The organism is Micromonospora sp. WMMD723, from assembly GCF_049863385.1.
Classification (GTDB): Bacteria; Actinomycetota; Actinomycetes; order Mycobacteriales; family Micromonosporaceae; genus Micromonospora; species Micromonospora wenchangensis.
This window is the reverse complement of the sequence record NZ_JBMKNR010000001.1, coordinates 181,034-206,852: the sequence shown is the minus strand read 5'-3', so window position 1 is coordinate 206,852 and position 25,819 is coordinate 181,034. Positions and strand designations below refer to the sequence as shown.

The 25,819-nt window shown below is 74.3% G+C and carries 19 protein-coding genes and 3 pseudogenes; 9 read left to right on the top strand and 13 right to left on the bottom strand.

Annotation, left to right across the window (positions count from 1 at the left end):
* The first annotated feature begins 57 nt into the window (after positions 1 to 57).
* Together ACN261_RS00950 and ACN261_RS00945 are read left to right on the top strand one after the other, a co-directional pair.
* Positions 58 to 750 carry a helix-turn-helix transcriptional regulator gene (locus tag ACN261_RS00950; protein ID WP_421483561.1) on the top strand — a complete coding sequence of 231 codons (693 nt, stop codon included), beginning with the start codon at positions 58 to 60 and terminating at the stop codon, positions 748 to 750.
* 195 nt (positions 751 to 945) lie between these two features.
* A complete protein-coding gene (locus tag ACN261_RS00945) occupies positions 946 to 1,320 on the top strand; it encodes a VOC family protein (RefSeq protein ID WP_425847862.1) in 375 nt (124 codons plus the stop codon).
* A gap of 139 nt (positions 1,321 to 1,459) precedes the next feature.
* Here the strand turns inward: ACN261_RS00945 and ACN261_RS00940 are convergent, their stop codons facing one another.
* A complete protein-coding gene (locus ACN261_RS00940; RefSeq protein ID WP_425847859.1) occupies positions 1,460 to 1,936 on the bottom strand; it encodes a hypothetical protein in 477 nt (158 codons plus the stop codon).
* Between the two features lie 252 nt (positions 1,937 to 2,188).
* Positions 2,189 to 3,124 (bottom strand): S66 peptidase family protein, encoded by a 936-nt coding sequence (locus ACN261_RS00935; protein ID WP_425847856.1) that lies wholly within the window; start codon positions 3,122 to 3,124, stop codon positions 2,189 to 2,191.
* A 79-nt stretch (positions 3,125 to 3,203) separates the two neighbouring features.
* Between ACN261_RS00935 and ACN261_RS00930 the strand changes: the two genes are divergently transcribed.
* Both ACN261_RS00930 and ACN261_RS00925 read left to right on the top strand, forming a co-directional pair.
* Entirely contained in the window at positions 3,204 to 3,968 is a 765-nt protein-coding gene (locus ACN261_RS00930; protein ID WP_421483557.1) for a type 1 glutamine amidotransferase, read from the top strand.
* Between the two features lies 1 nt (position 3,969).
* Positions 3,970 to 6,990: a bifunctional [glutamine synthetase] adenylyltransferase/[glutamine synthetase]-adenylyl-L-tyrosine phosphorylase gene (locus ACN261_RS00925; RefSeq protein ID WP_425847854.1), complete on the top strand. Its 3,021-nt coding sequence runs from the start codon at positions 3,970 to 3,972 to the stop codon at positions 6,988 to 6,990.
* Positions 6,991 to 7,125: 135 nt separating this feature from the next.
* On the opposite strand, the gene ACN261_RS00920 is transcribed toward ACN261_RS00925, so the two are convergent.
* From ACN261_RS00920 to ACN261_RS00910, 3 genes and pseudogenes are all read right to left on the bottom strand, one after another.
* Positions 7,126 to 7,515: a peptidase inhibitor family I36 protein gene (locus ACN261_RS00920; RefSeq protein ID WP_204926465.1), complete on the bottom strand. Its 390-nt coding sequence runs from the start codon at positions 7,513 to 7,515 to the stop codon at positions 7,126 to 7,128.
* A 314-nt stretch (positions 7,516 to 7,829) separates the two neighbouring features.
* On the bottom strand, positions 7,830 to 8,510 hold the full coding sequence (locus tag ACN261_RS00915) for a class I SAM-dependent methyltransferase (protein ID WP_425853544.1): 681 nt from the start codon (positions 8,508 to 8,510) through the stop codon (positions 7,830 to 7,832).
* A gap of 153 nt (positions 8,511 to 8,663) precedes the next feature.
* Positions 8,664 to 9,710 (bottom strand): annotated as a pseudogene (locus tag ACN261_RS00910) (NAD(P)/FAD-dependent oxidoreductase); the annotation flags it as partial.
* Between the two features lie 223 nt (positions 9,711 to 9,933).
* On the opposite strand from ACN261_RS00910, the gene ACN261_RS00905 reads away from it, so the two are divergent.
* Positions 9,934 to 10,566: a helix-turn-helix domain-containing protein gene (locus ACN261_RS00905; protein WP_421483554.1), complete on the top strand. Its 633-nt coding sequence runs from the start codon at positions 9,934 to 9,936 to the stop codon at positions 10,564 to 10,566.
* A gap of 186 nt (positions 10,567 to 10,752) precedes the next feature.
* On the opposite strand, the pseudogene ACN261_RS00900 reads toward ACN261_RS00905, so the two are convergent.
* Positions 10,753 to 11,934 (bottom strand): annotated as a pseudogene (locus tag ACN261_RS00900) (hypothetical protein); the annotation flags it as partial.
* Between the two features lie 144 nt (positions 11,935 to 12,078).
* Positions 12,079 to 12,513: pseudogene (locus ACN261_RS00895) on the bottom strand (hypothetical protein); the annotation flags it as partial.
* Positions 12,514 to 12,548: 35 nt separating this feature from the next.
* On the opposite strand from ACN261_RS00895, the gene mptB (ACN261_RS00890) reads away from it, so the two are divergent.
* Positions 12,549 to 13,991, top strand: a complete 1,443-nt coding sequence (gene mptB / locus ACN261_RS00890) for a polyprenol phosphomannose-dependent alpha 1,6 mannosyltransferase MptB (protein ID WP_425847850.1) — start codon at positions 12,549 to 12,551, stop codon at positions 13,989 to 13,991.
* A 13-nt stretch (positions 13,992 to 14,004) separates the two neighbouring features.
* Positions 14,005 to 15,501, top strand: a complete 1,497-nt coding sequence (mptB, locus tag ACN261_RS00885; protein ID WP_421483552.1) for a polyprenol phosphomannose-dependent alpha 1,6 mannosyltransferase MptB — start codon at positions 14,005 to 14,007, stop codon at positions 15,499 to 15,501.
* A gap of 16 nt (positions 15,502 to 15,517) precedes the next feature.
* On the opposite strand, the gene glnA is transcribed toward mptB (ACN261_RS00885), so the two are convergent.
* Positions 15,518 to 16,942, bottom strand: a complete 1,425-nt coding sequence (gene glnA / locus ACN261_RS00880) for a type I glutamate--ammonia ligase (protein ID WP_088644628.1) — start codon at positions 16,940 to 16,942, stop codon at positions 15,518 to 15,520.
* A 320-nt stretch (positions 16,943 to 17,262) separates the two neighbouring features.
* Between glnA and ACN261_RS00875 the strand changes: the two genes are divergently transcribed.
* On the top strand, positions 17,263 to 17,673 hold the full coding sequence (locus ACN261_RS00875) for an RDD family protein (RefSeq protein ID WP_425847847.1): 411 nt from the start codon (positions 17,263 to 17,265) through the stop codon (positions 17,671 to 17,673).
* Positions 17,674 to 17,773: 100 nt separating this feature from the next.
* On the opposite strand, the gene ACN261_RS00870 is transcribed toward ACN261_RS00875, so the two are convergent.
* From ACN261_RS00870 to lipA, 3 genes are all read right to left on the bottom strand, one after another.
* The gene (locus ACN261_RS00870; RefSeq protein ID WP_421483550.1) at positions 17,774 to 18,463 is read right to left on the bottom strand and encodes a DUF4191 domain-containing protein; all 690 of its coding nucleotides are present in this window, start codon (positions 18,461 to 18,463) and stop codon (positions 17,774 to 17,776) included.
* 77 nt (positions 18,464 to 18,540) lie between these two features.
* Positions 18,541 to 20,064, bottom strand: coding sequence for an NAD(P)/FAD-dependent oxidoreductase (locus tag ACN261_RS00865; protein WP_425847844.1), 1,524 nt, complete (start codon positions 20,062 to 20,064; stop codon positions 18,541 to 18,543).
* Positions 20,065 to 20,279: 215 nt separating this feature from the next.
* Positions 20,280 to 21,329: a lipoyl synthase gene (gene lipA / locus ACN261_RS00860; protein ID WP_425847843.1), complete on the bottom strand. Its 1,050-nt coding sequence runs from the start codon at positions 21,327 to 21,329 to the stop codon at positions 20,280 to 20,282.
* A gap of 358 nt (positions 21,330 to 21,687) precedes the next feature.
* Between lipA and aspS the strand changes: the two genes are divergently transcribed.
* Positions 21,688 to 22,974 (top strand): aspartate--tRNA(Asn) ligase, encoded by a 1,287-nt coding sequence (gene aspS, locus ACN261_RS00855; protein WP_425847840.1) that lies wholly within the window; start codon positions 21,688 to 21,690, stop codon positions 22,972 to 22,974.
* 265 nt (positions 22,975 to 23,239) lie between these two features.
* On the opposite strand, the gene lipB is transcribed toward aspS, so the two are convergent.
* Positions 23,240 to 23,878, bottom strand: coding sequence for a lipoyl(octanoyl) transferase LipB (gene lipB / locus ACN261_RS00850; protein ID WP_421483545.1), 639 nt, complete (start codon positions 23,876 to 23,878; stop codon positions 23,240 to 23,242).
* A gap of 87 nt (positions 23,879 to 23,965) precedes the next feature.
* Entirely contained in the window at positions 23,966 to 25,789 is a 1,824-nt protein-coding gene (locus ACN261_RS00845; protein WP_425847837.1) for a DUF2079 domain-containing protein, read from the bottom strand.
* Positions 25,790 to 25,819: the final 30 nt, after the last annotated feature.

The following is a 25,819-nucleotide window of genomic DNA, read 5'->3' as shown; positions in this document are numbered from 1 at the left end:
ACCGGCCCTCGTGCGCCCCTGCCGGGGGGTGTCGTACCCCCGTCGTAGCGTGCGGGGGTGAACCGGACGGATCGTCTCTATGCCCTGGTGGAGGAGCTGCGGGCGGTGTCGCCCCGGCCGCGCAGCGCCCGTTGGCTGGCCGACCGGTTCGAGGTGAGCACCCGTACCGTCGAACGCGACATCGCCGCCCTCCAGGGTTCCGGCGTGCCGATCTGGGCCGAGCCCGGCCGCACCGGCGGTTACGTGGTCGACCGGTCGCACACCCTGCCGCCGGTCAACCTGACCGCCACCGAGGCGGTGGCGATGGCGGTGGCCCTGCACCGGCTCGCCGGCACCCCGTTCGCCGTGGCCGGTGGCACGGCGCTGCGCAAACTGCTCGCGGTGCTGCCGGCCGCCGATGCCGCCGACGCACGCCTGCTCGCCGGGCGGGTGCTGCTGGTCGGCTCCGGGCCGGCCACGTCCGTCCCGGCCGTCGTCGCCGACGCGGTCGCCGCCCGCCGGGTGCTGCGCCTGCGGTACGCCGACCGCTGCGACGTGCCCTCGTCGCGCGAGGTCGAGCCGCTGGGCTACCTCGGCAACGACCGGCACTGGTACCTGCTCGCCTGGTGCCGGCTGCGTGCCGGGCTGCGTTGCTTCCGTACCGACCGGATCGTCGGGGTCGAGGCGTTGCCGGAGCGGGTGACCCGGGAGTTCTCCCCGGCCGACCTGGACGTCCCGGCCGAGCGGGTGCGCCGGCTGACCCTGGTCTGATCCGGCGTGGGTCGGCCGCCCGGGCCGGTCGGCGTGGGTCGCCCAGGCTGGCCGGCGCGCGGGCTGTCCGGTCGGATCGGCGCGTGGGCCGGGTGGACCGGGCGGTAAACACCGACAGGACGGTGTCGCGGACACCCGGGAGGCTGGCTGCCGAGCCCGCCGGCCGCCCGGTCGGCGGGGGACAGGAGGCAACGCGTGACCAGTACACCCGTCACCTGGTTCGAGATCGGCACCGACCGGCCGGACGAGGCGCAGAGCTTCTACGCGGAGTTGTTCGGCTGGACCTTCACCGAGGAGGGCACGGCCGAGGGCGGTTCCTACCGGACGACCCCAGCGGGGGAGTCGACCGGCATCGGCGGCGGCATCCGGGCTCTCGCCGAGGGCGCGCCCGGCTACGCGATCCTCTACGCCGAGGTGGCCGACGTGGCGCAGACCTGCGGGCGGGCCGAGGCGGCGGGCGGCACGGTGCTGACGCCGCCCCGGACCACGCCGAGCGGCCTGACCCTCGCCCTGGTGCGCGACCCGGTGGGCACCCACCTCGGTCTCTTCTCCTCGGACGGCTCCGCCTGACGCCAGGGGGCCGACGTTGCGGTGTCCCAGTGCGTCGGACACCGCAACGTCGGCCCTGGCGTGTCGATCTTCAGCGCTGGCGTGTCGATCGTCGGCCCGCCGGGTCGGGCGGGCCTCCGGTCGGGCGGGCCTCAGCGGGTCACTTGTCGGGCGTACCCTCCGGGCCGCCGTGGTGGCCGCGACCGGCCGGGCCCGGGAAGACCCCGGCCTCGACGGCCTTGGTGATCGCGTCGGCCTGCTCCTGGGTGAGCTTGCCGTCCTTGACCGCCTGGGCCAGCCGCTCCGCCAGCTTCTCCTGCCGGTCCTGCGGCGACGGACGCTCCGGCCGGTCATCCTTGGGCCGGTCCTTGTGCTGCTCGCGCACCTTCTCCAGGGCGGCGGTCACCTTGTCGGTGTCCACCCCCAGCTCCTTGGCGAGCGCCTCGGCGAACTCGTTCTGCCGGTCGGCGCGCTGCTGCTGCCGGTCGGTGCCCGGGTCGGCCTCGCTGCTGACGCCAGCGGTCGGGGTGGCCGACTCCTCGGCGAAGGCCACCGTCGGAGCGGCGATCCCCACCCCGAGCACGCCGGCGGCGGCGAGGCCGACCAGCAGCTGCTTCTTCGACATCGTGCGGGACATCGGTCCTCCATAGGTCGGCGGTGCTGTTGACGTCACCGACAGTGACCACTGAACCTGAAAAACCCCCGTCCCGACCCTGTCCGCCAGCTGAAAGTTCCACCCCCTGACCCCGGTGATCAAGAGATTTCGGTCAGGAATGCGCTTTCCTCTGACGCGAACCTCTTGATCACCGGGGCGAGACGGGCGAGGCGGCGCGGCGGGGCGCGGGGCGCGGCAGGGCGGGCCGGGCCGGATTCAGGCGGGTGGGGCGGGTTACCGGACGGCTGGGGTGACGGTCAGGGTGCCGGCGGTGGCGTCGAGGGTGGCGCTGGTGCCCACGGGGACGGAGAGCTGGCCGGGGCCGTGGCCGATCGGCAGGCCGCCGAGGACCGGCACGCCGAGGTCACCCAGCCGGTCGGTGAGCACGTCCACGACGGTGGTGTCCCAGCCGTCCGCGCAGTCGGTGAACTGGCCCACCGCCACCCCGGCCAGGCCGTCGAGCACCCCGGCACGGCGCAGGTGGGTGAGCATCCGGTCGACCTTGTACGGCGGCTCCTGCACCTCCTCGACCAGCAGCACCGCCCCGGTCAGGTCCGGCATGTCCGGGGTGCCGAGGGTGGCGGTGATCAGGCAGAGGTTCCCGCCGAGCAGCCGGCCCACCGCCCGGCCGGGGACCCGGACCGGATACGTCTCCTCCCCGGGCACCGCCTCGACGGTGACCGGCGCGGTGGTCATCAGCGCGGTGTGCAGCGACTCGGCGGACCGCAGCGGGGTCCGCTCGTCCACCCACGCCGCCCCGGGGCCGTGCACCCCGGCCAGCCGGGCACCCCGCCAGAGCGCGAACTGCAGGGCGGTGATGTCGGAGAACCCGGCCACCACCTTCGGGTCCCGTCGCACGGCGGCCATGTCGATCAGGTCCACCACCCGCTGCGCGCCGTACCCGCCCCGGGTGCAGATCACCCCGCGCACCCGCGGGTCGGCGAAGGCGGCGTTCAGGTCCGCGGCGCGCAGCGCGTCGTCACCGGCGAGGTAACCCCGCCTGGCGTACGCGTTCGGTGCCACCTGCGGGCGCAGCCCCCAACCGGTCAGCAGCTCGATGCCCCGGGCCACCCGCTCCGGCCTGGTCGGCCCGGACGGCGAGACCAGCAGCACCGTGTCCCCCTCCCGCAGCACGGGTGGGCGCAGGACGGACGGGTCGTCGGCGGTCACAGCGGCCGAGCATAGCCGCCCCGCCGGGCGGACCGAGGCGTTCCCGGTGGCGGTCGACGCACCCGCTAGCCTCGACGGCGTGGGAACCGCACTGGTGATCGAGAACGACCCGACCGACGACCCCCGACGGCTGGGGGAGTGGCTGGTGGAAGGGGGCCTTGAGCTGCGGGTGCTGCGTCCGCACGCCGGCGACGAGCTCCCCGACGACCTCGACGGGTACGTGGCGCTGGTGGTGCTCGGCGGTGACCAGCACGCCTACCCGGCCCCCGACGGAACCCCCGGCGCACCCTGGTTCCCGAAGCTCGAAGGGTTGCTGCGCAAGGCCGTGCGGCACCGGGTACCGACCCTCGGCGTCTGCCTCGGCGCGCAACTGCTCGCCACCGCGCACGCCGGCCTGGTCGAGCGCAGCCCGTCCGGCCCCGAGGTGGGCCCGGGGGTGGTCGGCCGGCGCGACGCCGCCGAGAGCGACCTGCTGTTCCGGTACGTGCCGCTGATCCCGGACGTGCTCCAGTGGCACACCGACGAGATCACCGAGCTGCCCCGGGCCGCCACCCTGCTGGCCGCCTCGACCCGCTACCCGCACCAGGCGTTCCGGCTCGGCGACCGGGCCTGGGGCCTGCAGTTCCACATCGAGTGCGACACCGCCATGATCGCCGAATGGGCGCACGGCTCCGCACTGCTCGCCGAGCTGGGCTACGACGAGGACCTGGTGGTGGCCGCCTGCGACCGGGTGATGGCCGACGTCGAGGAGGTGTGGCAGCCGTTCGCCGTCCGGTTCGCCGCCCTCGCCCTCGGTGAGCTGGACGACGACACCCGCCGCAGCCTGCCCCTGCTCGGGCACTGAGATGAGCAGACCGACGAGGGGACGGCTGGCCCGCTACGGGTTCGCCGAGGGTGACGGTGGGGTCCGCGCCGCCGATCTGCTCGGCGCGGACGGGCTCGGGCTGTGGCAGGCCGACGAGCAGGAACCCACCGACAGGTCGGCGGCCGACCTGCTGGCCGCGCTCTCCCGGGCCGCCGACCCGGATCTGGCGCTGCGCCAACTGCACCGGATGGTGGAGACCGAACGGCGCACCGCCGACGACGCGACCGGGTCGGAGCTGCTGGCCGCGCTCGCCGCCGACCCGGGGCTGCGCCGCCGGCTGGTCGCCGTGCTCGGCGCGTCCGCCGCCCTGGGCGACCACCTGGTCGCCAACCCCGGGCAGTGGACGGTGCTCGGCACCGCCCCGGACGGGCTGGCCCCCACCGCCGACGGGCGGCTCGACCTGGCGCTCGCCGGGCGGCTGACGACCGCCACCGCGCCGGTGGCGGTGCTGCGGCAGGCGTACCGGCTGGCGTTGCTGCGGATCGCGGCGGCCGACCTGACCGGCGGACGCGGCCTGGAGCAGGTGATGGCGGCGCTGTCCGCGCTGGCCGACGCCACCCTCGCGGCGGCGTACGAGATCGCGGTGGGTGAGCTGCCGGCGGGCACGGCCCGGCCCCGGCTGGCCGTGGTGGCGATGGGCAAGTGCGGCGGCGACGAGCTGAACTACGTCTCCGACGTCGACGTGATCTTCGTGGCCGCCACCGACGAGGACCTGCCCGCCGCGACCACCGTCGCCGCCCGGCTGATCCACGTCTGTGGGCTGGTCGCCTGGCCGGTGGACGCCGCGCTGCGCCCCGAGGGCAACCGGGGGCCGCTGGTGCGCACCCTCGCCAGCCACCTCGCCTACTACCAGCGGTGGGCCCGCACCTGGGAGTTCCAGGCGCTGCTCAAGGCCCGCCCGGCCGCCGGTGACCTGGCGTTGGCCGGCGAGTGGATCGACGCGCTCGCCCCGCTGGTCTGGCGGGCGTCCGAGCGTCCCGAGGCGGTCTCCGACGTACGCGCCATGCGCCGCCGGATCATCGACAACATCCCGCCGAAGGAGTTGGAGCGCGAGATCAAGCGGGGTCCGGGCGGGCTGCGGGACATCGAGTTCGCCGTCCAACTGCTGCAACTGGTGCACGGCCGGGGTGACGAGTCGCTGCGGGTGCCGGGCACCGTGCCGGCGCTGCGCGCGCTGGTGACCGGCGGCTACGTCGGGCGGGCCGACGGCGAGGCGCTGCTGCGCGGATACCGCTTCCTGCGCGGTGTCGAGCACCGGCTCCAGCTCCAGGCGCTGCGGCGGACCCACACCGTGCCGACCGAGCCGGCCGCGCTGCGCTGGCTGGCCGCCGCGCTCGGCTACGCCGCCATCCCCGGCCGCAGCGCCGTGGAGAGCTTCCGGGCCGACTGGGTCGCCCACGCCACCGAGGTACGCCGGCTGCACGCCAAGCTGCTCTACCGGCCGCTGCTGGAGTCGGTGGCCCGGGTGCCCGCCGACGGGCTGCGGCTCACCCCGGAGGCGGCCCGGCACCGGCTGGAGGTGCTCGGCTTCGCCGACCCGGCCGGGGCGCTGCGGCACCTCCAGGCCCTCACCGGCGGGGTGAGCCGGACGGCGGCGATCCAGCGCACCCTGCTGCCGGTGCTGCTCAGCGAGTTCGCCGACGCACCCGAACCGGACCGGGGGCTGCTCAACTACCGCCAGGTCTCCGACAAGCTCGGCAGCACCCCGTGGTACCTGCGGCTGCTGCGCGACTCCGGCCCGGTGGCCCGCCGGCTGGCCCGGGTGCTGTCCTCCTCCCGGTACGCGGCCGACCTGCTCGCCCGCGAACCGGAGGCGCTGCGGCTGCTGGCCGAGGAGAACGAACTGACCCCCCGGCCCCGGGAGGTGCTCTGCGACGGGTTCGCCGCCGCCGCGGCCCGGCACGCCGACCCGGTCGAGGCCACCCGGGCGGTACGCGCGCTGCGCCGCCGGGAACTCGTCCGGATCGCCTGCGCCGACGTGCTCAGCCGGGCCGACGGGCTGGCCCCGCGACCCGAGCGCGGAGCGCCGGCCGGCCCGCTGGCCGACGTCACCCGGGTCGGCACCGGCCTGTCGTACGTCACCGACGCCACCCTGTCCGCCGCGCTGCGCGCCGTCCGGGCCGCCCAGCCGGAGCTGCCCGGCCTGCGGTTCGCGGTGATCGGCGTCGGCCGCCTCGGCGGGTACGAGTCGAACTACCTCTCCGACGCCGACGTGCTCTTCGTCTACGACCCGCCGGCCGGGACGGCGGAGAGCGCGGCCAGCGCCGCCGCGCACGCGATCGCCGAGGAGCTGCGACGGCTGCTCGGTGCGCCCGCCCCCGACCCGGCGCTCGGCGTCGACGCCGACCTGCGCCCCGAGGGACGGCAGGGGCCGCTGGTGCGCAGCCTCGCCGCGTACGCCCAGTACTACGCCCGCTGGTCGCGGGTGTGGGAGGCGCAGGCGCTGCTGCGGGCCCGGTTCGTCTGCGGCGACGCCGACCTGGGCACCGAGTTCGAGACGATGATCGACCCGGTCCGCTACCCGGCCGACGGGTTGACCCGGGAACAGGTGGTCGAGATCCGCCGGATCAAGGCCCGGGTGGAGAACGAACGGCTGCCCCGGGGCGCCGACCCGGCCACCCACACCAAGCTCGGCCGGGGTGGCCTCGCCGACGTCGAGTGGGCGGTGCAGCTGCTCCAGCTCCGGTACGCCGGGGCGTACCCGCAACTGCGCGGCACGCGTACCCTCGACGCGCTCGCGGCGGCCCGGGACGCCAAGCTGGTCGACCCGGCGGACGCCGTCGCGATGACCGCCGGGTGGACCCTCGCCGCGCAGGTCCGCAACGCGTTGATGCTGGTCCGGGGACGCGCCGGTGACCAGCTTCCCCGGCACGGGGTGGAGTTGGCCGGGGTGGTGCGGCTGCTCGGCGCGGACGACCCGGGGGAGTTCCTCGACGACTACCTGCGCACCGCCCGGCGGTCCCGGGCGGCGATGCAACGCGTCCTCGACGCCGGGGTCTGAGCCCCGGCGTCGAGGACGCTGATGGTACGCCGAATGGACGCGTCAGCCGACGGTGACGGCTCGGTGAATGGTTGTGGGACGCTTTATCCGCGCTATTTTCAAGCTACGGAGAAAGGCGTTCCGATTGGCTCGGGGTCAGCACCAGATTTGCGCGTAGCTGATCGAGTCGTTCCACTGTAGACCCCAGAACGTCCCGAGGTTGGAGATCTCGGTGCGCGGGCCGACGGTGATGGGGCTGTCGGAACGGTCGCCGTTGCGGTAGAGCTTGTAGGCGCAGTTGCCCCGGTTGCGGACCGAGGTGACCGCGTTGTCGGCGTTGGTGTTGACCAGGCTGGCGCTGCCGTTGAGCACGTCCAGGATGTTGAGGAAGCCGGCATCCTTGTAGAGGCAGAGCGCGCCGGTGGAGGGGCAGCTCAGGGCCAGTGCGTCCGTCGCGGAGGGCGCCGCGGCCTGGGCCGGGGCGCCGGCGAGGACGGTGGTGCCGACGAGGGCGAGGCCCGCGAGTGCGGTCCCGATGTGTCGCATGGTTTCCTCCCGTGAAGTGGTGGCGGGGGGCATGGCGCGACGCGGCACGTGGCCGGTCAGCGAGCGACCTTCGACCGAGACGTCGACTGTCGATGCTGAGAATTGCGGGTACCCGCATGTGCGGCGGCAGGCGTGCCTGCGCCGTCGTTCAACAGTTCTCCCAGAGGCCCCCGTGGCCTGTTGTCGGTCCTTAACCTACGTGAAGGGAAATGGGGCGTCAATACTTCTCGATTTCTTTGGTGGTCGTCCGGTGATTCCTTCAACCATGCGGATCCCCGGTCGGCAACTCCATAGTGGACGGAAATCGGGCCGACCTACCGGCGGCGTGCCAGCACCAGATGGTCGATCAGGGTGCCGGTCTGGCCGTCGGGGCCGGTCGCCTGCCGCTGCGGGGCGTCCAGCCGTTCGACCTCCCAGCCGTCCGGGTCGAGGTCGAGGTCGGCCAGGGTCTCCTGCGGGGTGGGGAACCGGGTGTGGTGGTGCGCGGCGTTGCCCCACGGCGGCACCGCCCCGTGCTCGACCACCAGCAGCCGGCCACCCGGGGCGACCGCCCGCGCCGCCGCCCGCAGCACCTCGGCCCGGGGGAACTCCAGCGGCGACTGGAGGAACTGCGCGGAGACCAGGTCGAACTCCCCGGCCGGGAAGGTCCGGGCCAGGTCGTGCCGCTGGAAGTCGACGAGGGCCGCCACCCCGGCGGTGGTCACGGCGGCGGCCGATCGCTCCAGCGCGGCGGTGGAGACGTCGACGGCCGTCACCCGCCAGCCCTGCCGGGCCAGCCACACCGCGTCGCCGCCCTCGCCGCAGCCCAGGTCCAGCGCGGTGCCCGGCGGCAGCGTGCCGGCCACGTCCACCAGGTGCAGATTGGGTCGCCCGCTCCAGTACCGCTCCCGACCCCGGTACAGCTCGTCCCAGTGCCGGGCGGTCGCCGCGTCCACCGCCCCGGCCGGCCCGCCGTCCGCTCCGGGCTGCCCGGTCTGCCCGGTCTGCCCGACCATGGCCCCGACCTGGTCGTGTCCGGCCCCGACCTGGTCGTGTCCGGCCCCGACCTGGTCGTGTCCGGCCCCGACCTGGTCGTGTCCGGCCCCGACCTGGTCGTGTCCGGCCCCTGCCTGGTCGTCCACCGTCCCGGTCCGCTCGGACGCGGGACCGGTCTGCCCGGGTGCGGCCGTGCGTCGTGCGGCGACGGCCCGGTCGGTGTCCTCGGCGATCAGGTCGGCGTTGAGGGCGGCGGCGGCCTTCAGCCCCGCCGCCGCGGCGGCGATGACGGTGGCCTGCGGATCCGTGACGTTGCCGGCCACCCAGACCCCGGGCACCTCGGTCGCGCCGGAGGCGTCGGCGGCGACCCGGTCACCGAAGGCGTGCCCGCCGACGACGAAGTCCTCCGGGGTCAACCCGAGCCCGGCGAGGAAGGCGGCCCGTGCGGCGAACCGGGGCGCGACCACCAGCGCCTCCCGGGGGACCACCAGCCCGGACCGCAGCCGTACGCCGGTGAGCCGGTCGGCGGTGAGCTCCAGCTCGGCCACCTCGCCGTCGACCACGGTGACCCCCCGGGCGGCCAGCCGCTCCGCGTCGTCGGCGGGCAACGGCCCGGTGGTGTGGGTGAAGACCACCACGTCGTCGGTGAGCTGCCGGAACAGCAGCGCCTGGTGGGCGGCCATCGGGCCGGTGGCGAGCACCCCGACGGCCTGGTCGCGCACCTCCCACCCGTGGCAGTACGGGCAGTGCAGCACGTCACGACCCCACCGCCCGGCCAGCCCCGGCACGTCGGGCAGGTCGTCGACCAGGCCGGTGGTGACCAGCAGCCGGCGGGCGTGCAGCACCCGACCGTCGGCCAGCGTCACCGCGAACCGCGCCGGCCCGGCGCTGTCGGCCGGGTTGCTCTCCCCTGCGCCGCCGGTCGGGTTCGCGCCGGTGGTCCCGGGTACGCCGTCGAGCGGGTGGGCGGCGGTGACGGTGGCGTCGAGCAGGGTCACGCCGTACCGGGCCACCTCGGCCCGGCCCGTCGCATACAGGGCGGCGGGTGGGACACCCTCGTTGGTCAGGAAGTTGTGCACGTGGTCGGCCGGGGCGTTGCGCGGGGCACCGCCGTCGACCACCACCACGTCGCGGCGGAACCGGCCCAGGGCGAGCGCACCGCTGAGCCCGGCCGCGCCGCCGCCCACCACCACCACGTCGTGCACCACCGGGTACGTCATGACCACTGCCTCCCTATGGCGGGTACGTCCCGCCGGTGCTCCGGATCGTCCGCCTGACTCGCCGTACTGCCAAATATCGTTGCCGGAATGGCAAACTGGTGCGGTGACCGGCGACCAGCGGGACCAGAGGGCGGCATCCCGACGTGCTGCCGGCCCACCCCCGGCCCACGGCGCTCCCGGGCGGGCCGCAGCGGGGCAGGGGCCCGGACAAGGACAGTGGGCGGTGCCTGGCGACACCGGCGTCACCACCGAGGACGAGGTGCTCACCACCGTCGGGCCGCGGCTGCGGGCATTACGGCAGCAGCGCGGCGTGACGCTGAGTCAGCTCGGCGCGGCCACCGGGATCTCGGTCAGCACCCTGTCCCGGCTGGAGTCCGGCGGCCGGCGGCCCACCCTGGAACTCCTGCTCGCCCTGGCCCGCTTCCACCGGGTGCCGCTGGACGACCTGGTCGGTACGCCGATGATCGGGGATCCCCGGGTCCACCGCCGTGCGGTCGTCCGGCACGGCGTCACCATCGTGCCGCTGACCCGCCGCCCGGGTGGCGTCCAGGCGTACAAGATGATGTATCCGCCGCAGGTGCCGGCGGGGGAGCCGACCCCGCAGGTGCACGAGGGGTACGAGTGGCTCTACGTGCTCTCCGGCCGGATCCGGCTGCTGCTCGGCGGGCACGACCTCACCCTCGACGCAGGTGAGGTCGCCGAGTTCGACACCCGCACCCCGCACTGGTTCGGCAACCCGTTCGACGCGCCGGCCGAGATCCTCAGCCTCTTCGGCCCCCAGGGCGAGCGCCTGCACGTCCGCGCCCGCCCCACCGCCCCCTCCGCCACCCCCACCTCCGCCACCCGACCGAGTTGACCAAGAGGTTTGCGTCAGGTGAACCGCGACGGATGACGCAAACCTCTTGATCACTCGACCCGGACGGGGTGGTCTGCGGTGATCAAGAGGTTTGCGTCAATCCCAGGCGGCGGGGTGACGCGAACCTCTTGATCAACCCGAGCAGGTGCGGGAGGGGGCGGGGCGAGGGGGCGAGGGGGGTGTGGGTCAGGTGTGGAGGGTCCAGGTGCCGGCGTGGGGGACGGTGACCAGGGTCCAGGGGCCGTCGGACGTGACGGTGGCACCGGGGGAGACGGTCAGCCAGCGGGAGTGGCGGACCCGGACCGGCACCTGTCCGGCGGCGGTGGTCCGGAACGTCAGCGTGGCGGCGTCCTGCCCGACCAGCACCCCGGGCGCGGCGACCAGGGGCGTCGGGTCGGTCACCGCGTACAACCGCCAGTGCCGGTCCGACCAGACCTCGGTCAGGTACGGTAACCCCGCCCCGACCAGGTCCGCCTCGGCCCGGCCCACCCAGGACAGCGGCGCGTCGGCGACGGCGACGTACTGCACGGCGTACTCGTCCAGCCAGGCCCGGTAGCTGTCGGCGGTCAACGGCACACCGGTGCCACCGGCCCCCGGGACGGTGGTGAAGAACAGCGGGTTGCGGCCGATGTCGACCTGGCGCAGCCAGCCCCGGGCCAGCGGCACCTCGCCGAGCTGCGCGGCCTCCCAGTAGTTGCGGGTCGGCGGCACCTCCACCCGCCCGGTGAGCCCGCGCCGGCCCAGCTCGGCGGCGAGCGGTGCGAAGTAGCTCCGGTCGGCGGTCGGATCGTCGGCGCTGCGGACGTCGGCGGCGACCACCGGCGGCAGCCACCAGCACACCATCGCCAGCAGCACGGCCAACGCCACCGCGCCGGTCCCGGCGGACAGACCGACCGGCGGGACCGGTCGGGTGGCCCCGCCGGACCCCGGGGCGGCCCGCCAGCGGGGCAGTCGGGCGGTGAGCCGGGCGGGTGGGCGGGCGGCGGCGGCCAGCACCGGCAGCGCGAACATCGTCACCAGGCGGGTCGCGTTCAGCCCGACCGGGGTGTGGACCAACGCCGCCGCCAGCACCCCGCCCGCCGACAGCAACGCCCCCACCCGCACCGACCGGTACGCCACCAACGCCGCCACCAGCACGCTGACCGTGACCGACCGCAGGGTGTCGGAGCCGCTGATGTTCATCCAGCCGCCCTCGCCGAACAGCAGCCCGGTGACCGCCAGCGGCACCGCCGCCGCGACCCCGAGCAGCAGGCCGTCGGCCCACCGGCGGGTGGCCAGCAGCGCCACTCCGACCAGACCGACGAACAGACCCGCCACCGGGCTGCTCGCCGACGCCAGCGCCGCGCCGGCCACCGCCAGGACCGGCCGGCCCCAACGCCCGCCCCGGACCCAGCGCCCACCCCAGCCGCCCGCCCCGCCCCGGCTGCCCGCCCCGCCTGGTCCGCCCCGGCTGCCCGGCGCGAAACCCGGTCCGCCCCCGCTGCCCGGCGCGAAACCCGGCCCGTCCGGGCCGCGCCGGTCGGTCGGCAGGGTCAGGGCGAGCAGGGCGGCCAGCCCGAACGTCACCCCGAGGGCGTAGGTGACCCGGCCGGAGACCAGGTTGCCGGTGATCGTCAGCACCCCGACCAGGCTGCCGAGCAGCGGCCGGGGCACCCGGGTACGCACCAGCAGGGCGGCGAACGCGGCGGCCGAGCCGACCAGCGCCAACGCCCCGGTCAGGCGTACCCCGAGGGTCGCCATCAGCGGCGGCGAGACCAGGCTGTAGCCGAGCGGCGTGATGCCGGCGTACCAGCGCAGGTCGACCAGGGCCCAGCCGTGCCCGGCGAAGAAGTCGGCGCGGGCCACCTGGGCCGACAGGTCCGACCCGAGCGGGGGCAACACCAGCCACACCCCGGCGAGCACGGCGGCGACCACGGTGGCCGACCCCACCACCCTGCTGCCCCGCATGCCCACCTCCGGTCCGCGCCCACGCTACTGGCAGCATGACGGACGTGCCTCACCACCTGTCCCGCTGGCTCGGTCTGTCCGGTTCGGTGCTGCTCGCCGTCGCCGCGTACCTCGGGGGCGCGCTGCCGGGGTCGGAGCTGCGGCCCACCCCGGTCAGCATCTGGCAGAGCCGGCACGGGCCACTGGTCATCGTGCTCTGGCTGGTCGGCACCGGGCTGCTGGCCTGGGCGTGGTGGACGCTGCGCGACCGGGTGCCGTCGGCGCGGTGGGCGCTGGTCACCGCCGGGCTGTGGGTGCTGCCGCTGCTGGTCGCGCCGCCGCTGGCCAGCCGCGACGTGTACGCGTACTCCTGCCAGGGCGCGAGTTACGCGGCCGGGATCAACCCGTACGAGCAGGGGGTGTCGGCGCTGCCCTGCCCGTGGATCGACACCATCTCCTACATCTGGCGGGACACCCCCGCCCCGTACGGGCCGCTGTTCGTGATGATCGCCGGGGCGGTGGTGCGGCTCACCGGCGGCCTCGACCCGGACACCGCGCTGGCCGTCAACATCGCCCTGTTCCGGCTGCTCGCCGTGGCCGGGGTGGCGCTGACCGCCGCCTGCCTGCCGACGCTGGCCCGGCGCTGCGGCGTACCGGTGCCCCGGGCGTTGTGGCTGGCGCTGGCCTCGCCGCTGGTCGGCGTACACCTGGTCTCGGGGGCGCACAACGACGCGCTGATGATCGGCCTGCTGGTCGCCGGCCTGGCCGTGGTGGCGGCCAACCCGGGCCGGCGCTGGCCGCTGCTGGCCGGCGGGGTGCTGCTCGGGCTGGCCGGCGCGGTGAAGGTGACCGCGCTGGTGGTGGTGCCGTTCGCGGTGCTGGCCGCGCTGGTCGGGTCGTACCGGATCAGGGCGCTGCTGCGCGACGGCCTGCCGGTCGCCGTCGGCGCGCTGGTCGCGGTGGCCGGCGCGACCCTGGCGGCGGGCCTGGACTTCGGGTGGATCGCCGGCCTGGAACAGGGCGGCCTGGTGATCGCCTGGACGTCGCCGCCGACCGCCGTCGGGCAGACCGCCGGCTACGTCGCGGCACTGTTCGGCGCGGACGTCGACGCGCTGCCGGTGACCCGGACGATCGGCATGCTGGTGCTGGCGGTGCTGCTGGTCTGGCTGTGGTGGCGGGCCCGCACCCGCGACCCGCTGTGGCACGCCGGCCTGGCGCTGGCCGCGACGGTGGCCCTCGCGCCGCTGTTCCACCCCTGGTACTGGCTGTGGCCGATGGCCGTGCTCGCCGCGACGACCCACCTGTCGACCCGGTGGTTCGCGCTGGTGGCGTTGGTCTCGTCGTTCCTGGTGCTGCCGGACGGCACCGGGCTGCCCCGGTTCACCAAGATGCCCGGCGCTCCGCTGATGACGCTGTTGGTGATCGTGGTGGCCGTGCGGTTGGTACGGTCGGCTCGGGCGGGACGGCGACCCGCCACCGTGGATTCGCCCGCCGACTGAGGAGAGATGGCCGGTGACCGAGGCCGGCGCACCGACCGGGCGGGCCCGCGCGGCACGTCACCTCGGGCTGACCGGGGCGGTGCTGCTCGCCGTGGCCGGTTGGCTGGGCGGGGTGCTGCCCGAGGTGCCGCCGACCGGCCCGTGGCGCGCGCCGCACGGCCCGGCCGCGGTGAGCTGCTGGCTGGTCGGTACGGCGCTGATGGTGGGCGCCTGGTGGGCGTTGCGTGCCGGTGCCCCGTCGACCGGGTGGGCGTACCGCACCGCCGGGCTGTGGTCGCTGCCGCTGCTGCTCACCCCGCCCCTGGCCAGCCGGGACGTCTACTCGTACGCCTGCCAGGGCTGGTCGTACGCGGCCGGGCACGACCCGTACCGGGTGGGGGTGGCGGCGGCCGGCTGCCCGTGGGTGGACGCGGTCGCGCCGATCTGGCGGGACACCCCGGCCCCGTACGGCCCGGTCTTCGTGCTGTTGGCCGCCCTGGCCGCCGGGGTCGGCGGTTCCCTGCTCGGCACCCTGGTGGTGCTGCGGCTGTACGCGGTGGCCGGGGTGCTGCTGGCGGCGCTCTGCCTGCCCGGCCTGGCCCGTGCCGCCGGGGTGCCTACCCGCCGGGCGGCCTGGCTGGGGCTGGCCTCGCCGCTGGTCGGGGTGCACCTGGTGGCCGGCGCGCACAACGACGCGGTGCTGCTCGGCCTGCTCCTGCTGGGCCTGCTGGTGCTGGTGCGTGCGCCCGGCCGGACCCGGGGGCTGCTCGTCGCCGGGGTGCTGCTCGGGCTGGCGGTGGCGGTGAAGGCGACCGCGCTGGTGGTGCTGCCGTTCGCGGCGTTGACGGCGGTGCACGGCCGCTACACCCTGCGGGCCCTGCTGCGCGACGGCGGCCGGCTCGCCGGGGCGGTCCTGGCCACCCTGGCGGCGGTGTCGGCGCTGTCCGGGTTGGGGCTGGGCTGGGTCGCCGGGCTGGCCCGCAGCGGGGACTCGCAGCAGTGGACGTCACCGCCGACGGCGGTCGGCTTCGTCGTCGACTACGTCGGCGAGCTGGCCGGTCGGCGGCCGGACGCGGTGCCGGTGACGAGGGCGGTGGGTCTGCTGGTGCTGGTGGTGCTGCTCGCGGTGCTGTGGTGGCGGGCGTGGACGGCGCTGCGCCGGCTCAACGACGTCCGGCAGCGGGTGCACCGCCTGGCGGCGGCCCGACCCCGGGTCACCCTGGGCGCGGCGGGGGTGGCGCTGGCCGCGACGGTGCTGCTCGCCCCGGTCCTGCACCCGTGGTACGTGACCTGGCCGCTGCTGCTGCTCGCGGTGTCGGCGACCCGGACCACCTGGTTCGTGGTGCCGGCGGCGGTGGCGGCCTTCCTCACCCTGCCCGACGGCACCACTGTCGCCCGCTACACCAAGGCCCCCGGTGCGATCGCGATGACCGCGCTGCTGGTGGTGCTGCTGGTCGGTGTGCTGCGGGGGCGGCGTGACGCAGCGGGCCGGCCCCGCGAACGCGGAGCCGGCCCGGCCGGTGGAACGTGACAGTCGAGGGGGAACCTCAGCAGTCGAAGTACATCGCGAACTCGTGCGGGGTCGGGCGCAGGCGCACCGGGTCGACCTCGTTGGCCCGCTTCCACCCGATCCAGGTGGAGATCAGGTCGGGGGTGAAGACACCGCCGTCGAGCAGGTAGTCGTGGTCGGCCTCCAGGGCGTCGAGCACCTCCGGCAGCGAGCCCGGCACCTGCTTGACGTCGCCCCACTCCTCCGGCGGGAGGTCGTAGAGGTCCTTGTCGATCGGGGCCGGCGGCTCCATCTTGCTCTTGATGCCGTCCAGGCCGGCCATCATCATGGCCGAGAAGGCGAGGTACGGGTTGCTGGACGGGTCCGGCACCCGGAACTCGACCCGCTTGGCCTTGGCGTTGCTGCCGGTGACCGGGATGCGGGTGCAGGCGGAGCGGTTGCGCTGCGAGTAGACCAGGTTGACCGGGGCCTCGTAGCCGGGCACCAGCCGACGGTACGAGTTGACCGTCGGGTTGGTGAACGCGAGCAGCGACGGGGCGTGGTGCAGCAGACCACCGATGTACCAGCGGGCGGTGTCCGACAGGCCGGCGTAGCCGGTCTCGTCGTAGAACAGCGGCTCGCCGTTGAGCCAGAGGCTCTGGTGGGTGTGCATGCCGGAGCCGTTGTCGCCGAAGAGCGGCTTGGGCATGAAGGTGGCCGTCTTGCCGTTGGCCCAGGCCTCGTTCTTCACGATGTACTTGAAGAGCTGGAGCTGGTCACCGGCGTGCAGCAGGGTGGAGAACTTGTAGTTGATCTCCGACTGGCCGGCGGTGCCGACCTCGTGGTGCGAACGCTCCACGGTGAAACCGCCGTCGACCAGCCGACGCACGATCGAGTCGCGCAGGTCGGCGTAGTGGTCCACCGGCGGCACCGGGAAGTAGCCGCCCTTGTACGCGGTCTTGTAGCCGCGGTTGCCGCCGGCCTCCTCACGCCCCGTGTTCCACGCGCCCTCGACCGAGTCGATGTAGTAGAACGACTGGTGCGCCGAGGTCTCGTGGCGGATCGAGTCGAAGATGTAGAACTCCGCCTCGGCACCGAAGTACGCGGTGTCGGCGATGCCGCTGGCGGCGAGGTAGGCCTCGGCCTTCTTGGCCACGTTGCGCGGGTCCCGGGAGTAGGCCTCACGGGTGAACGGGTCGTGGATGAAGAAGTTGAGCGCGAGGGTCTTCTGCGCGCGGAACGGGTCGATGAAGGCGGTCGCGACGTCCGGGAGCAGGAGCATGTCCGACTCGTGGATCGCCTGGAAACCGCGGATCGACGAACCGTCGAACGCGAGACCGTCGGTGAAGACGCTGTCGTCGAAGGACTCCACCGGCAGGTTGAAGTGCTGCATCACGCCGGGCAGGTCACAAAAACGTACGTCGACGAACTTTACGTCCTCGTTCTTGAGGTATCGCAGGAGTTCCTCGGGATTGGCAAACACACGTCCTCCTGGCACGTCCACTCCGGTGGCTGGGCTCTGGCGACGCTATGACCGCGGGGTTGCTCGCCCGTGTCTCCAATGTTTCTGCCGTGTTACGCCGCTCGCGGAGCGTCATCTGCGCCGCTCAGTACCCGCCGGGTTGTCCGTTCGGACGATACCGGCTGAAGCACTGTATCGCTTTTCAGGGTGATAAGACCGAATTTGCACAGACTGCGGGAACGCCCCCGGAGTCCACCTGCTGGTCCGCCTCCCGAGCCGCCCCGGGGCCGACGGTGGGCTGCGGGGCGGCCCCGGGGCGGTGCTGACTACCCTGGACCACCGTGACGAGTCCGCCCGCCGCGGCACCGGTGCCGCCCGCCACCGACCCCACCTTCGACCCGCCGGGCCTCGGCCGACGGTTCGGTGCCCTGGTGATCGACTGGGTGCTCTGCCTGCTGGTGTCGAACTTCTTCGCCGACCCGGTCCGCGACGGCTGGGCCCCGGTGGTGGTGCTCATCGTCGAGTACGGCTTCTTCCTCGGCCTCTTCGCCCAGACCCCCGGCATGTGGATCACCCGGCTGCGCTGCCTCGACTGGTCCGACGGCGGGCGGCTCGGGATCCCCCGGGCGCTCCTGCGTGGCCTGCTCCTGGCGTTGGTGGTGCCGCCCCTGGTCATGGACGCCCAGCGTCGCGGCCTGCACGACCGGCTCACCGGAGCGGTGGTGGCCGACGCTCCCCGCGCCGCCCGCTGACCCCGGCTCGCCCGCTGACCTGACACTGCCGCCGACCCCGGACACGCCGCGAGCCGGGCCCGAACGGACGGGCCCGGCTCGCGGGGCGTACCAGCAGGGGTCAGCGGCCCCGGGTCTGGCGGAACGCGCGGCCCGGCGGCCGCATGTTCTTGGGAATCGCGCCCTTGGGCATCTGCGGGCGGGCGGTGAGCGCCTTGAGCCGCTTGTCGAGGGAGTTGACGTCCTTGCCGTTGAGCGTGCGCGGCAGCCGCATCAGGGTCATCCGCAGCTTGCGGATCGGCAGCTCACCCTCGCCCTGGCCGATCACGTAGTCGTGCAGCGGCGCCGAGCCGATCACCTTGGCCAGCCGGCGCTTCTCCTGGCCCAGCAGGCCCCGGACCCGCTGCGGGTGCCCCTCGGCCAGCAGGATCACGCCGGGCCGGCCGATCACCAGGTGCACCATGTCCATCTGGGTGGTGGAGCTGACCGCCGGGGTGACCCGCCAGTCACCACGCATGCTCTCCATGATCTGCGCCGCCGCGCCGGGCTGCCCCTCGGCCGCGTTCATCATCGCCTTGTTGGACCGCAGGTTGAGCACGACCAGCAGGGCGAGCAGGGCGAACAGGATGCCGATCGGTAGCCAGAGCCAGCCCCAGAGGATCACCGCGACCACGGTGAGCGCGAGCGGGATCAGCACCGCCCCGGCGGCCAGTGGCGCGAACCACCGGTCCTGCTTGGCGGTGAACTTGAACACCATCCCGATCTGCTTCAGCCGTTGGCCGAACGAGACCTTCTCCTGGGGCTTTGCCATGCCGCCGAGTCTAGTGGTCCCCGCCAGGACTGATGATCCCCGGCCGGTGGTCGGCCGGGGCCCGTGCGTGGTGCCGGTCATCCGGTGGGCGAACGGTCCCCGACCGGCGCGGTACGGGGACGGGGCACCACCGGGGCGGCGCGACCGGTGCCGGCCTCGCCGCGACCGGCGGGGGCGCCGCTGTCGCTGCCACCCTCCTCGTGGTAGTCCTCCTCGACGTTGACCGCCCAGACGTCGTGGTCGGTGCCGTCGAGGATGTTCTCCGCGGCCAGCATCGCGGTGAGCATGGAGTGGTCCTGGTTGTTGTACCGGTGCATGCCGTTGCGACCCACCGGGTGCACGTTAGGCACCGCCTCGGCCAGCCAGCGGCGGATCACCTCGACGGCCTCGGCGTAGCCCTCGTCGTAGACCGGGTAGGCCTTCGGCATCCGCACCACGTACCCGGTGGTGACCGAGCCGGGGCGGACCAGGCCGAGCCGCTCCAGTTCGGCGGTGCCGAAGGCGACCAGCTCCGGGTCGGGGGTCGACCACAGCTCGTCGCCCTCGTTGACGAAGTACTCCAGGCCCAGGCAGGTGCCGCCGGCCCGGACCATCTCCGGCGACCAGGCGCCGTAGTTCTGGATCCGCCCGACCTGCACCCCGGGGGTGTGCACGTAGATCCAGTTGTCGGGGAAACCGGCCTCGGCCGGCACCACCAGCGCCACGGTCAGGAAGTCCCGGTGCCGCAGCGCGTCGGCGGCCTCGCGTACCTCGGTCGGCGCGGGCGGGTCCATCGCCCGGACCAGGGCCGAGATCGGCATGCTGGAGACCACGTGGTCGGCGGCGATCCGCCGCTCACCGGACGGGCCGTCGACGGTCACCGCGACCGCCCGGCCGTCCTCGCGGTGCACGGTGCGTACCGCCGTCTCCAGCTCGACCGTCCCGCCGCCCTTGACCACCAGCTCGGCGCAGCGTTCCCACATCATCCCCGGGCCGAGCCGGGGGTAGCGGAACTCCTCGATCAGGCTGGTCACCTCGGTGCCGCCACGCTGGGGCAGCAGCGCGCCCCGGATCGCCGCGCCGAGGGAGAGGTTGCGGATGCGCTGGGCCGCCCAGTCCGCCTGCAGCTCCGTCGCGGGGATGCCCCAGACCTTCTCGGTGTACGTCTTGAAGAACATCCGGTACAGCCGGGCCCCGAACCGGGCGGACACCCAGCCCTCGAAGTGGCTCTGGTCGGCCGGCGGACGCACCCGCGCCCACAGGTACGACCCGACGCACCGGCACGCCTCCCACACGCCGAGGTTGCGCAGCGCGTTGCCGGCCCGCAGCGGGTAGTCGAAGAGCCGGCCCTGGTAGTGGATGCGGCTCATCCGGGGGCGCAGCAGGAAGTCGTCGTCGGAGAGCAGCTCGTGCCAGAAGGCCTCGACCCGGGACACCTTGGTGAAGAACCGGTGCCCGCCGATGTCGAACCGCCAGCCCTCCCGCTCCACGGTGCGGCTGATCCCGCCCACCACGTCGTCGGCCTCCACCACGTCGACCGGGGCGTGTCGCCGGGTCAACTCGTACGCGGCTGTGAGGCCGGCAGGGCCGGCGCCGATGACAACCGTGTGCGGCTGCGCCATCAAAGACACCACCATCGATGAGTTGCGGGTCAGGGCTGGCGGAATCTAACACGATCCCGCCGTGCCCGGACAGCGTCGCCGAATCGACGCCGAGCTGCGGCCGGACACCCCTTGCGGGTGCCGCCGAGGTCTGGGAAGATCGACACACTCGAATGCCCGGCGGTCGTCGCCGCGACCGGTGGTATTCCGCAGGCGGGCCCGGTGGCGTCCGGGGGTCAGCCGACGGTGACCGAGGCGTCCCGGCGGGCCGTCAACGCCTGCTGGTAGAGCCGCCCCGCCCGGTACGACGAACGCACCAGCGGCCCGCTCATCACCCCGGCGAAGCCGATCTCCTCGGCCTCCTCGCGCAGCTCGACGAACTCCTCCGGCTTGACCCAGCGGGTCACCGGGTGGTGCCGGGGGGTGGGCCGCAGGTACTGGGTGATGGTGATCAGCTCGCAGCCGGCCTCATGCAGGTCGCGCAGCGCCTGGGAGATCTCGGCCCGCTCCTCGCCCATGCCCAGGATCAAATTGCTCTTGGTGACCAGCCCGGCGGCACGGGCCTGCCGGATCACGTCGAGCGAACGCTCGTAGCGGAACGCCGGACGGATCCGCTTGAAGATCCGCGGCACCGTCTCGACGTTGTGCGCCAGCACCTCGGGCCGGGCGCCGAACACCTCGGCGAGCTGCTCGGGGACGGCGTTGAAGTCGGGGATCAGCAGCTCGACGCCGCAGCCGGAGCGCAGCGCGTGGATCTGCCGGACCGTCTCGGCGTAGAGCCACGCGCCGCCGTCGGGCAGGTCGTCACGGGCCACCCCGGTGACGGTGGCGTAGCGCAGGCCCATCGTGGCCACCGACTCGGCCACCCGGCGCGGCTCGTCGGCGTCGAACTCGGCCGGCTTGCCGGTGTCGATCTGGCAGAAGTCGCAGCGCCTGGTGCACTGGTCGCCACCGATGAGGAAGGTGGCCTCCCGGTCCTCCCAGCACTCGTAGATGTTGGGGCAGCCGGCTTCCTGGCAGACGGTGTGCAACCCCTCGCGCGAGACCAGCCCGCGCAGCTCGGTGTACTCCGGCCCCATCTTGGCCTTGACCTTGATCCACGGCGGTTTGCGCTCGATCGGCGTCTCGGCGTTGCGCGCCTCGATCCGCAGCATCCGTCGCCCCTCGGGGGCGACCGTCGCGGAGCGCGCTGCCTGCTGGGTCGTCGGCGCGGAGTGCTCGATCGTCACAAAACCGAGCCTACGCCCGACGGCGGCGATCGATGCACGTCGGGCGACCGGCGTCACGTCACCGGTCTTGTGACACCGGCCACCCGGCGACCCGAAAAGCCCGTTACAGCCCGGTGGGACGGGTGCTAGCGTGCCGGCAGAGCTGTGACGGAGCCGAGTAACGCCCCGATCCGCCAGTGCAGAGAGCCGCCGGTTGCTGGAAGGCGGTCTGACGCCGGGGCGCGAAGACCCTCCCGAGCCGCGGGAAGAACGGCGCGTCCGCGCGCCCAGTAGAGCCCGCCCGGCTGGCCCCGGTGAAAAGGCGACGAATGAGGCTCCCGCCACGGCGGGGGCGAAGGTGTGGTGGCACCGCGAGGTTCCCGCTCGCCCACACCTCCCGGGGATCGCGTTGCGATTGATCGAGGAGGTAACCGCCGTGCAACGCATCCTTTCCGCCCACCTGCCCACCCGTACCGGCACGACCGTGCGGATCGCCGGCTGGGTGCACCGCCGCCGCCTGCTCAAGTCGGTGGCCTTCCTGATCGTCCGGGACGTCACCGGCCTGACCCAGGTGGTGGTCACCGACCCGGACGTGCGGGCCGCCGTGACGGCGTTGCCCGAGGAGACGGTGGTCGAGGTGGTCGGCACGGTCACCGCGAACGGCACCGCGCCCGCCGGGGTCGAGCTGACCCACCCGACCGTACGACCGCTCGGCCCGCCCGCCGTGCCGCCCCCGTTCGACCTCTACCGGCCGGCGCTCACCGCGACCCTGCCCACCCAGCTCGACCACGCGCCGGTGGCGCTGCGGCACCCGACCCGCGCGGCGGCCCTGCGGATCGCGGCGGCGGCGGTGGCCGGCTTCCGGGCCACCCTGGACGCCCGCGACTTCGTGGAGGTGCACACCCCGAAGGTGGTGGCCACGTCCACCGAGAGCGGGGCGAACGTCTTCACCCTCGACTGGTTCGGCCGGCCGGCGTACCTGGCCCAGTCACCGCAGTTCTACAAGCAGCTGATGGTGGGCGTCTTCGAACGGGTCTACGAGGTGGGGCCGGTGTTCCGGGCCGAACCGCACGACACCGTCCGGCACCTGGCCCAGTACACCTCGCTCGACGTCGAGCTGGGCTTCGTCGACGACCACCGGGACGTGATGGCGGTGCTGCGGGACACCCTCGCCGGGATGCTCGCCGAGGTGGCCCGGCGGGCCGGTGGCGCGGTGGCGACCCTGGGACTGACCCTGCCCGAGGTGCCGGCCGAGATCCCCGCCGTGCACTTCACCGAGGCGCTGCGGATCGCCGGCGCGCCCGCCGACGAACCCGACCTGGCCCCCGCCCACGAACGGGCGCTGGGGGAGTGGGCCCGCGCCACCCACGGGTCGGACCTCCTCTTCGTCACCGGGTACCCGATGGCGAAGCGGCCCTTCTACACCCACCCCGACCCGGCCCGGCCCGCGTACTCGAACGGTTTCGACCTGCTCTTCCGGGGTCTGGAGCTGGTCACCGGCGGGCAGCGGCTGCACCGCCACGCCGACTACCTGGCGGCCCTCGCGGCGCGCGGCGAGCCGGTCGAGCCCTACGCCGGGTACGTCGACGCGTTCCGGCACGGGATGCCGCCGCACGGCGGCTTCGCGATCGGCCTGGAACGGTTCGTGGCCCGGCTGGTCGGCGCGGCCAACGTCCGGGAGGTGACCGCCTTCCCCCGCGACCTGCACCGGCTGACCCCCTGAACCGTCAAGGGTGCGTGCGATCGGGCTCGGCCCGGCCGGACCGTGCCGGGCTGGCCCGGGGGCTGGTAGGGCAGACCGGGTCGGGTCGGGCGGCCGTGCCGAGGATGCTGGCGGGTGTCGGCAGGCTGGCGTGCGTCGGCCGGCCGTGGCCGCCCGCCGCCCGCCGGCCTGCGGGGCCTGCACTCTGGGTAGTGGTCTCGCCGGTGTGGCCGTTGCTCTGCTGCCATCGATGCGACGGTCACTGTCCGCAGGCGGTGCCTCCGGCTCAGCCGAGCAGGGTGGGCAGGTGCCGTTCCACCACGGGCAGTACCTCGGCCACCGTCACCGGGCGGCCCAGTTCGGCGGTGAGCGAGGTGGTGCCGGCGTCGGCGATGCCGCACGGCACGATCCGGTCGTAGTACGACAGGTCGCAGTCGCAGTTGATCGCGAAGCCGTGCTGGGTGACGCCCCGGGCGACCCGGATGCCGATGGCGGCCACCTTGCGGGCCGGGCCCCGGTCGTCGTCGGGCACCCAGACGCCGCTGCGTCCCTCGACCCGGCCGGCGGTCAGCCCGAACTCGGCGCAGACGTCGATCAGCAGCTGCTCGGTGCGGCGGACGTAGGCGACCACGTCGACCGGGTCGGGCAGCCGGACGATCGGGTAGCCGACGAGCTGCCCCGGACCGTGCCAGGTGATCTTGCCACCCCGGTCGACGTCGACGACGGGGGTGCCGTCCATCGGCCGGTCCCAGGGCTCGGTGCGCTTGCCGGCGGTGTAGACGCTCGGGTGTTCCAGCAGCAGCACGGTGTCGCCGCGCTCGCCGGCCACCACCGCCTCGTGCAGCCGCCGTTGCTCGTCCCACGCGGCCGGGTAGTCGACCACACCCGCCCGGACGGCGGTCACCCCGGAAGTCGTCACGCTCACCCTGCCACCCTAGCCCCGCCCGCCTCCGCCGTGCCCCGTGAGCCTCGTCGCGCCACCCTGCGTGACCCCCCACAGGTGGCGGACCGGTCAGGTGGCGGGGACCGTCCAGAGCCACACGTCGTCCACCCGGCGGGGCTCGCCGAGCAGGGCGGTGGCGGTGCGGCGCAGGGCGTCCTCGTCGAGGTCGTACTTGGCGCCGTGCACCTCGTCGGGCAGGACGACCGCCTCGACCCCCCAGTACCGCAGGTCCGCCCGGGACAGCCGGATGCTGCCCTCGGTGACGATCGGCACCAGCCCGGTCCGCCCGGCCTGGTCCATCAGCGTGTCGAAGGTGCGCGGCGGCGGCCCGATCCGGCCCCGCCCGTCCGGGCCGCCGGGGCCGAGGAAGAAGCCGGCGGGCAACCGGAACTCGCCCTGCCGGTGGGACAGGGCGTACGCCTGCCAGCGTTGCCCGTCGGGGGTGACGTCCAGGGTCAGCGGGATCGGGGTGAGCACCCCGCCCGGTGAGACGTACTCCCGCCAGGTGCCGGCGGTGACGAACTCCGGCACCGGCGGGCGGACGCTGGTCAGCAGCGGGATCGGCAGCAGCGGCAGCAGCGCCGCCACGAACCCCGCCCGCCAGGCCCAGGCCGCCGGGCGACCCGGCGGCGTCGCCCGCAGCCGGTCGACGGTGTACGCCAGCAGCACCCCGATCACCGGCGCCACCACCAGGGCCAGCCGGGACGGCAGGGCGGCGTTGACCACCGGCAGGTCGTCCAGCACCCCGAAGGGCAGCAGTTGGCCGGTACGGCTCCCGTTCCACTTCGCCAGCGGCCCCCAGGACAGCACCGCGAAGACCACGGCGGTCACCCCGAGCGCGGTCAGCGTGGCCCGCCGGCCGGGGCTGGCCCGACGCCACAACCACCCGAAGCAGACCACGGTGAGCAGCAGCAGCGGCACCCCGAAGAAGCTGTTCTCCTCGGTCGGGTTGGGCGCCAGCGTGGTGTCCCAGCCCAGCGCGCCGGCCACCGACCGGCTCGGGTACGCCCCGAACGCGGCGATGTCCTCGGCGTGGATGACCGGGTCGAAGCCGGTGCCGTGGAACCGTTGCGGCCCGGCGAAGTGCAACCACAGCGGGTACGCCAGCAGCACCCCGGCGACCAGCGCGGTCACCGCCAGCCCGCGCAGGAAGTCCGGCAGCGCGGCGCGGGCCTGCGCCCGGCGGGCCGGGTGCAGCGCCCACCCGGCGAGGAAGACGGCGACCGCCAGCGCGGTGAAGAACAACCCCTCGGCGGCGACCGAGAAGGCCACCGCGACCAGCACCCCGAGCACCAGCCCGCCGCGCAACCAGCGGCCCGGCCGGCGCAGCGCGAACACCCCGGCCACCAGCAGCGGCACCAACCAGCCGGCGGTCCAGTTCAGGTGGGCGTTGGCGTGCGCGACCATGCCGGGGGAGAAGGCCACGAACAGCGCCCCGACACCCGCCGCGAGCCGACTGGCGACCAGGTGCCGGGAGAGCAGCCAGTACCAGGCCAGCGCGGTGGCGGCGAGGTTGAGGGTGAGGATCACCAGGAACGTGGCCGGCGGCCCGATCAGGTACGTCAACGGGGCGAAGACCACCGCGTACACGGTGATCGAGGTGTTGACGGCGAGGTTCACCCCGTCCGGCACGTTGAGCAGGTGGGTGAAGAGCGGGTTCTCCCCGTGGGTGACCGCGTGCCCGCCGAAGGCGAGCAGCCACTCGAAGAGCGCCTGGTCGCTGGAGTTCACGGTGACCGCCCGCTGGTTCGGGTCGCGCCACAGCCCGCTGGTCACCCAGACCGCCAGCGCCACCGCGACGACCAGCACGATCAGGTCGGCCCGCCGACCCCGGGCGGCGTCCGGGGCGGCGGTGGGCGGCGGGTCGGCGGCCAGGGTCGGGGAAGTCGGCACGGAGCGGACGTTACCAACCGGAACTGGACC

Bases quoted from the DNA above. Each gene is read 5' to 3' on its own strand.
- ACN261_RS00940 (WP_425847859.1), bottom strand. From the start codon at position 1,936: ATGTCCCGCACGATGTCGAAGAAGCAGCTGCTGGTCGGCCTCGCCGCC.
- ACN261_RS00925 (WP_425847854.1), top strand. From the start codon at position 3,970: ATGAGCAGACCGACGAGGGGACGGCTGGCCCGCTACGGGTTCGCCGAG.
- ACN261_RS00920 (WP_204926465.1), bottom strand. From the start codon at position 7,515: ATGCGACACATCGGGACCGCACTCGCGGGCCTCGCCCTCGTCGGCACC.
- ACN261_RS00915 (WP_425853544.1), bottom strand. From the start codon at position 8,510: ATGGTCGGGCAGACCGGGCAGACCGGGCAGCCCGGAGCGGACGGCGGG.
- mptB (WP_425847850.1), top strand. From the start codon at position 12,549: ATGACGGACGTGCCTCACCACCTGTCCCGCTGGCTCGGTCTGTCCGGT.
- ACN261_RS00870 (WP_421483550.1), bottom strand. From the start codon at position 18,463: ATGGCAAAGCCCCAGGAGAAGGTCTCGTTCGGCCAACGGCTGAAGCAG.
- ACN261_RS00865 (WP_425847844.1), bottom strand. From the start codon at position 20,064: ATGGCGCAGCCGCACACGGTTGTCATCGGCGCCGGCCCTGCCGGCCTC.